This window comes from Phenylobacterium sp. (assembly GCF_036501465.1).
In the GTDB taxonomy this organism is placed as follows: domain Bacteria; phylum Pseudomonadota; class Alphaproteobacteria; order Caulobacterales; family Caulobacteraceae; genus Phenylobacterium.
On record NZ_DASYAF010000101.1, the window covers coordinates 43,156 to 50,234 of the forward strand.

Genomic DNA, 7,079 nt, shown 5'->3' on the forward strand with positions numbered 1-7,079 from the left:
CTTACTCACCACTGGTCAAACGAGGGGGGAGTGAAACGCGGAAGGTCGCCCCCTGGTCAAGGGCGGACTCGACGGTGACCCAGCCGCCCAGCCGGTAGGCCAGGGCGCGGACGTGGGCCAGGCCGATGCCTTCCCCCGGCTGGTCCTGCGCGCCCGCCCGGCGGAACAGCTCGAACACCCGCTCGTGGTCCTTCGGGTCTATGCCCCGCCCGTTGTCCTTCACTTCGTAGACCACACGCCCGTCCTGCAAATGACCGGACACCTCAACGCGGCCAGCGCGGCCAGGTTTCAGGTATTTGAGCGCGTTCTCCATAAGATTTGAGAAGATCTGTTCCAGTCCGAGGCGATCGCTGACCACGGCGGGCAGGTCCTGCGCCACGACGATCTCCGCGCCCAGTTCATTGCTCTTGTGTTGCAGGCTGGCGATGACGTTGCCCAGCAGGGCGCTCACGTCCACGCGCTCGGGGGTCAGCACCCGGCGGCCCTGGCGGCTGAGCTGCAGGATGGCGTTGATCAGCCGGTCCATCTTGCGCGTCGAGGCGCGGATGAAGCCGATGGATTCCGGCAGGTCGACGTTGACCGCGGTGCGCGCCTCCTCCGCCACGATGGCCGGCGCCTCGGCCTCGGCGCGCTCCAGCAGGCCGGAGAGCGGCTTGGCCGCGGCCTCGAGCTCGGCGGTGAAGCCCATGATGTTGACCAGGGGCGCGCGCAGGTCGTGGCTGACGATATAGGCGAAGCGCTGGATCTCCTGGTTGGCGCGCTGCAGCTCGGCGGTGCGGCTGGCGACCTCGTCCTCCAGGCCGGCGTTCACGCGGCGCAGCTCGTGGCGCGAGGCGCTGAGCGCGCGGGTGTAGCGCAGGATCACATAGATCGACCCGGCCCCGACGAACAGCAGCAGCAGGCCCGCGGCGATGGAGATGGTGATCAGCCAGCGGACCGAGCGCAGCCGCTCAGCGTTGCGCAGCTGCAGCAGCCGCTTCTCCTCGATCTCCATGCGGTCGGCCTGGGCGCGGATGATGCGTGTCGAGGTGACGCCGGTGTCGCTGAAGAACCGGGAGGCGTCGTCGGCGCCGCTGCGGGAGAAGGCGATGGAGATGTCGATCGCCTGGAACTGCTCGGCGAGCCGTTTCTCCAGGACGGCGATGTTGTCCCGCTGGGTCGGGTTGTCGATGGTCAGCTGACGCAGGAAGCCGACCTGGGCTTCGATCTGGCCCTTGAGCTGGTTCACGCCGGCCACGAAGCGTTCGTCGTGCGACAGCAGATAGCCGCGCCGGGCGGTCTCGATCCGCTCGTCCATGGTGCGGAAGTCGGCGATGGCGGTGTCGACCCGGTAGGTGTGGGCCACCCAGTCGGTATAGTTCAGGTTGCGCGACAGCACCGTGGCCGCGGCCATGGCCACCCCCAGCAGGGTGACGAAGCCCAGCACCACCGCACCGACCACGAGGATGTTGAAGGTCCGCTCGGCGCGGGCCCCGAGGATGGCGCTGTCGCCGAACTCAGCCGGCGAGGGACTCAAGCTCGGCCGCGTCGATGTCTTCGTTGGAGTAGACGTTCTGGACGTCGTCATCGTCGTCCAGCGCCTCCAGCAGTTTCATGAGCGTGGCCGCCGCCTCGCCGCTGAGCGGCGTGCGCGCCTTGGGCCGCCAGGCGACGGCGGTCGACTTGGCCGCGCCCAGCGCCGCCTCCAGCCCCCCCGCCACCTCCGAGAGGTCGCCGAAGGCGGTGTAGATGGTGTTGCCGTCCTCGTCGGACTCCACGTCCTCCGCGCCGGCCTCGATGGCGGCGTCCATCACCTTGTCCTCGGAGCCGGCCTCCGGCGCGTAGACGATCTGGCCCACCCTGTCCCACATGAACGAAACCGAGCCGGTTTCGCCCAGGTTCCCGCCGTACTTGGAGAACGCGGCGCGCACGTTGGAGGCGGCGCGATTGCGGTTGTCGGTCAGCACCTCGACGATCACGCCGACCCCGCCAGGGCCGAAGCCTTCGTAGCGGATCTCCTCATAGGTCTCGCCCTCGCCGCCGGCGGCCTTCTTGATCGCCCGGTCGATGTTGTCCCTGGGCATGGACTCGGCCTTGGCGTTGGCCACCGCCAGGCGCAGGCGTGCGTTCATCGCCGGGTCCGGCAGGCCGGCCTTGGCCGCCACGGTGATCTCCCGCGAGAGCTTGGAGAACAGCTTGGAGCGCACGGCGTCCGCGCGGCCCTTGCGGTGCATGATGTTCTTGAATTTCGAGTGGCCGGCCATGATCCGTCGGAGGTCGTTGCGGTTGCGAAGGGCTGCTTCTAGCCTTCGCCGGGCCGGACCGGAACCCCCAGGCGCCAGGCGGGTTAGCGCCGAGGGCGGGCAAGCCGGAGGCTGAGATGAGCGAAGAGGTCCTCGACCACACCGAAGCGGCCGCCGAACAGGCCGCGCCGCTGACCAACGGCGAAATGGTCCACTGGATGGCGAAGAAGCCGATCCGCGTCGGGGCGGGCGGCCTGTCGGCGGCGGCGGCCGGCGGCTTCGTGCTGGGCGCGGCGACCGCGGTGGCGGCGCTGGCGCTGATGGGCTGGATCGGGCCGGAGCGCCGGCTGGCGGACTTCGACCGCTAGGCCTCTTCCTCCAGCGGCTCACAGTCGAAGCGGTCGATCTGGCCGCCCATCAGACGGAAGACGGCATCCTGCGGCACCTCCAGGTCCAGGACGGCCTGGCGCGGCAGGCCGGCGTAGAGGCCGCGCAGGACGCGCCCGGCGATGCCGTGGCTGACCACGATCACCCGGCGCTCGGCCTCGGGTGGCAGGTCCGCCAGGAAGCCGCCGATACGCGCCGCGACGTCCTCATAGGTCTCGCCGCCCGGCGCGGCGAAGAACCACTCACGGGTCGCGAAAAGCTCCGGATGGGCCTCGGCGATCTCTCCGCGCAGCCGGCCCTCCCATTCGCCGCAGGCGATCTCGGCCACCCTGGCGTCGAACTCGATCGGCAGGCCGGTGCGCCGGGCGACCGCCTCGGCGGTCTGGCGCGTGCGGCCGAGCGGGCTGGAGACCAGCCGCCAGGCCGGAGCCGCCGGCTCGCGCGCCACCAGGTCGGCGGCGAGGCCGGCCATGGCGCGGGCCTGCCGCTCGCCCAGCGGCGTCAGCCTCGACTCCTGGTGGCCCTGGATGCGGCGCGCGACGTTCCATTCCGTCTCGCCGTGGCGCAGCAGGATGATCATCGCCGCGGGCTCATCGTTTGCGGCGGACCACTGGGTGCGAAGTCGAAAGCCCGCCGTCCACCGCGATGGTCTGGCCGTTGACGTAGGAGCTTTCATCCGAGGCCAGGAATAGGCCGGCGTTGGCGATCTCGTCGGGCACGCCATAGCGGGTGAGCGGATTGAGCTGGCCGATCTTGTCCTCATTGCCGCGCGCCCGCGCGCCTTCGAAGATCGGCTTGGTCATGCCGGTCTCGATCAGGCCGGGCGCGATGGCGTTCACCCGTACGCCCGTGCCGTAGAAGTCGTTGGCGGCGGTTTGCGCCAGGCTGATGACCCCGGCCTTGGAGGCGGAATAGGCCGGGCCGCCGGCGCCGGAACGGATGCCGGCCACCGAGGCGGTGCAGATGATCGAGCCCTTGCCCGCCGCGATCATCGGGACCGAGGCGTATTTGATCGCCAGGAACGGGCCGATCAGGTTCACGCGCAGGATCTCGGTCCAGTAGTCGGCGGACTGCTCCGGGATCGGGACCCAGCCGCCGGAGATGCCGGCGTTGGCCCAGACCACGTCCAGCGATCCGTACTCGGACTGGGCGCGGGCCACATAGCTCTGGACGAAGCCGTCGTCGCCGGCGTCGCCCTGCAGGGCCACGGCCTTGCCGCCGGCCTTGGCGACCATGTCGGCGGTTTCAGCGACCGCCTCGGTCTTGTCGACGCAGACGAGGCAGGCGCCCTCGCGGGCGAAGATCAGGCTGGCGGCGCGGCCGATACCGCTGCCCGCGCCGGTGATGATGGCCGTGCGGCCGGAAAGGCGTCCCATGTGGTCCCCTGAGGTCTAGGCCGTCGCCTTGGCGCGCTGCGCCGCGGCGGTGATGGCTTGGGCGAAGATGTCGTAGAGGCCGGGCGGCAGGTCGTGGCCCATGCCCGGGATGATCCGAAGCTCCGCCCCTGGAATGGCCGCGGCGGTGGCCTCGCCGCCGACCTTCATCAGCAACGGGTCGTCCGCGCCGTGCAGCACCACGACCGGGATCCTCAGCCCACGGAGCTCCGCCGTGCGGTCGCCGTCGGCGCCCACGGCGTTGCGCTGGCGGACCACGCCCTTCGGGTTGAAGGCCCGCTGGTGCTCGGCGACCACCCGCTCGCGCATCTCGGCCTCCGTCCATCGATAGGCGGGGCTGCCGATGGTGACCATGTTGGCGATGCGGTTGGCGACGAAGGCTTCGAAGTCCTTGGCCGGGTCCGGCGGCGGCAGGTTCAGCACCGCTGCGGCTTCCGGGGTCGACTTGAAGGCCTCCTGAGCCCCCGTGGTGGACATGATCGAGGTCATCGAGGCCACCCGGTCGGGATGGTCGATGGCCATGCGCTGGACGATCATCCCGCCCATGGAGACGCCGACGATGTGGGCCTTCTTGACGCCCGCCGCATCCAGCACGGCGACGGCGTCGTTCGCCATGTCGCGCAGGGTGTAGGCTTCGCTCGGCCAGGACGAGAGCCCGACATCGCGGTTGTCGAAGCGGATGGCGCGGTAGCCCTGGGCCACCAGCGTCTCGCAGAACGCCTCCGGCCAGCGGGTCATCTGCGAGCCCAGGCCGTTGACCAGCAGGATCGCCTCCGGCCCAGCCTTGCTTGAGCTGGCGTCGCCAAAGCTCTGCCACTCGATCTCGACGGCGCCGTTCTTCGCGCGGGGCATCCCTGACCTCCCTCTTCCCTTTCGTGTCATCCCGGTTTGGCGTCAGCCAAGACCGGGATCCATAAGCGTCTGCGTTCGACGGCTGAGCTGCGACGTCGGCGCCCATGGGTCCCGGACAGGCCTTGCAGGCCTTCCGGGATGACACCCGTACGCGGTCACGGGATCAGCAGCACCCGGCCCACGGCCTGGCGGCTTTCGATGTAGCGGTGGGCGGCGGCGGCCTCGCTGAGCGGGAAGGTGCGGTCGATCAGCACCTTCAGGCTCCCGTCTGCCACGTCCTGGATCAGTTGCTGGATGTTGTCGTGCACCCGGTCGGTGGCGATCTCGGCGCCCAGGAAGACGCCGGAGAGGCTGCGGTTGCCGCCCATCATCGAGCCCACGTCGACCTTCATCGGCTCGCGCCCGGCCGCGCCGACCATCGAGACCCGCCCGCGGTAGGCGAGCGAGGCGATGGAGGTCTGCAGCGTCGGGCCGCCCACCGGGTCGACGATCACATCGGCCATGTGCTTGTCGGTCAGCCGCCAGACCTCCTTGGCCACATCGTCGCGGGCGTAGTTGATCCCGTGGGTCAGGCCATAGGCCTTCAGCTTCTCCAGCCGCTCGTCGGACGAGGCGGTGGCGATCACCATGGCGGCCCCGGCGCGGGCGGCGAGCTGGATGGCGGCGACGCCCACGCCCGAGGCGCCGGCCTGCACCAGCACGATCTCGCCCGCCTGCATCCGCCCGAACTCGAACAGGCAGTCGTGCGCCGTGCCGAACGGCACGGGAATCGCCGAGGCTTCCAGCAGGTTCATGCCGGCCGGGATCTTCCAGGCGGTGCGGGCGGCCACGGCGCGCAGCGCCGCGTGGCTGCCGTGCGCGCCGGTGGTGACCACCTTGTCGCCGACCTTGAGGTGCGTGACCTCCTCGCCGACCTCGACGATCTCGCCGGCGGCCTGGTAGCCGACGATATGCGGCTTGGTCACCAGCGCGCCGCGGAAGCGGTTCAGGGTGTCGCCGCCCTCGATCGAGACCGCCTCGACGCGGATCACGATGCCCTTGGGATGGACCTGCGGGTCGGGGGCCTCCTCGTAGCGGAAGACGTCGGGGCCGCCGTTCTCGTAGTAGACCGCAGCCTTCATGGCCCGCTCCCGGTGAAACATCTGTTTGACACCACCCATTCCACGGCCAACCTGGGGGCGCAAGACAGCAGGCGGCGGAGGCGACGGCGATGACGCGGGCTCTGGTTCTGGGCGGCGGCGGCCCGGTGGGGATCGCCTGGGAAAGCGGCCTGGTCGCCGGCCTGGCGCAGGCCGGGGTGGACGTCGGCGCCGCCGATTTCACCCTGGGCACCTCGGCAGGGTCTTTCGTCGGCGCGCGGCTGGCGCTGGGCGCCGATCGGGCGACCTTCGCCGACCCGATCCTCGCCGACCGCATCGCGGGCGAGGAGACCCGCCCGGCCGGGGGCGGCGGGCCGCCGCCGGACCTTTCCACCCTGATGAAACTGATGGCCGAGGCGCAAGGGGGCCTGCGCAACCCCGCCGAGGTGCGCGCCGAGATCGGGGCCTGGGCCCTGGCCGCCCCGACTATGGACGAGCAGGCGTTCATCGACAGCTTCGGCAAGTCGTTCGCCACCTTGCCGATCGACGCCTGGCCGGAGCGCGGCTTCGCCTGCACGGCGGTGGATGCCGAGACCGGCGCCTTCCAGTTGTGGACTGAGGCGTCCGGCGTCGGCGTGGTCCGCGCCGTGGCTTCGAGCTGCAGCGTGCCGGGGGTCTATCCGCCGGTGACGCTGAACGGACGGCGCTACATCGACGGCGGCATGCGCTCGTCGACCAACGCCGACATGGCCGCGGGCCACGAGCTCGTGCTGGTGGTCGCGGTGCGGCTGGGCGCGGCCGGCGGCGCACTGGGCGAGCGGATCACCGCGCGCTTCAACGAGGAGGTCGAGAGCCTGAAGGACGGCGGCGCGACAGTGGTGACCATCAGCCCGGACGAGGAGGCGCTCGCGGCGTTCGGCCTCAACCTGATGGATTTCCGCCGGCGGCCGGACGCGGCCCGCGCGGGCCTCGCCCAAGGCCTGGCCTATGCGGCGGACGTGAAACCCTACTGGAACCGCCAGGCATGACGCGGGGCCTGGTGCTGGGCGGCGGCGGGCCCATCGGCATCGCCTGGGAGAGCGGGCTGCTCGCGGGCCTGGCGGAGGGCGGCGTCGACCTGGGCCAGGCGGACTCCATCATCGGCA

The 7,079-nt window shown here is 70.7% G+C and carries 8 protein-coding genes; 2 read left to right on the top strand and 6 right to left on the bottom strand.

Annotation, left to right across the window (positions count from 1 at the left end; all coding sequences use genetic code 11):
- Position 1: 1 nt before the first annotated feature.
- Both VGL85_RS10980 and VGL85_RS10985 read right to left on the bottom strand, forming a co-directional pair.
- Complete coding sequence (locus tag VGL85_RS10980; RefSeq protein WP_331588975.1) at positions 2–1,516, bottom strand: sensor histidine kinase; 1,515 nt, start codon at positions 1,514–1,516, stop codon at positions 2–4.
- Complete coding sequence (locus VGL85_RS10985) at positions 1,497–2,243, bottom strand: YebC/PmpR family DNA-binding transcriptional regulator (RefSeq protein ID WP_331588976.1); 747 nt, start codon at positions 2,241–2,243, stop codon at positions 1,497–1,499. The genes VGL85_RS10980 and VGL85_RS10985 overlap by 20 nt, the downstream gene beginning before the upstream one ends.
- 116 nt (positions 2,244–2,359) lie before the next feature.
- Here VGL85_RS10985 and VGL85_RS10990 point away from each other — a divergent pair, with 116 nt between their 5' ends.
- A complete protein-coding gene (locus VGL85_RS10990) occupies positions 2,360–2,590 on the top strand; it encodes a hypothetical protein (protein WP_331588977.1) in 231 nt (76 codons plus the stop codon).
- Here VGL85_RS10990 and VGL85_RS10995 read toward each other — a convergent pair.
- From VGL85_RS10995 to VGL85_RS11010, 4 genes are all read right to left on the bottom strand, one after another.
- On the bottom strand, positions 2,587–3,189 hold the full coding sequence (locus VGL85_RS10995; RefSeq protein ID WP_331588978.1) for a histidine phosphatase family protein: 603 nt from the start codon (positions 3,187–3,189) through the stop codon (positions 2,587–2,589). The two genes, VGL85_RS10990 and VGL85_RS10995, sit on opposite strands and share 4 nt — an antisense overlap.
- 10 nt (positions 3,190–3,199) lie before the next feature.
- Positions 3,200–3,985, bottom strand: a complete 786-nt coding sequence (locus VGL85_RS11000; protein ID WP_331588979.1) for an SDR family NAD(P)-dependent oxidoreductase — start codon at positions 3,983–3,985, stop codon at positions 3,200–3,202.
- A gap of 15 nt (positions 3,986–4,000) precedes the next feature.
- Positions 4,001–4,855, bottom strand: coding sequence for an alpha/beta hydrolase (locus tag VGL85_RS11005; protein WP_331588980.1), 855 nt, complete (start codon positions 4,853–4,855; stop codon positions 4,001–4,003).
- Between the two features lie 155 nt (positions 4,856–5,010).
- A complete protein-coding gene (locus tag VGL85_RS11010) occupies positions 5,011–5,976 on the bottom strand; it encodes a zinc-binding alcohol dehydrogenase family protein (RefSeq protein ID WP_331588981.1) in 966 nt (321 codons plus the stop codon).
- A gap of 89 nt (positions 5,977–6,065) precedes the next feature.
- Between VGL85_RS11010 and VGL85_RS11015 the strand changes: the two genes are divergently transcribed.
- Positions 6,066–6,962: a patatin-like phospholipase family protein gene (locus VGL85_RS11015; protein ID WP_331588982.1), complete on the top strand. Its 897-nt coding sequence runs from the start codon at positions 6,066–6,068 to the stop codon at positions 6,960–6,962.
- The last annotated feature ends 117 nt before the right edge of the window (positions 6,963–7,079 follow it).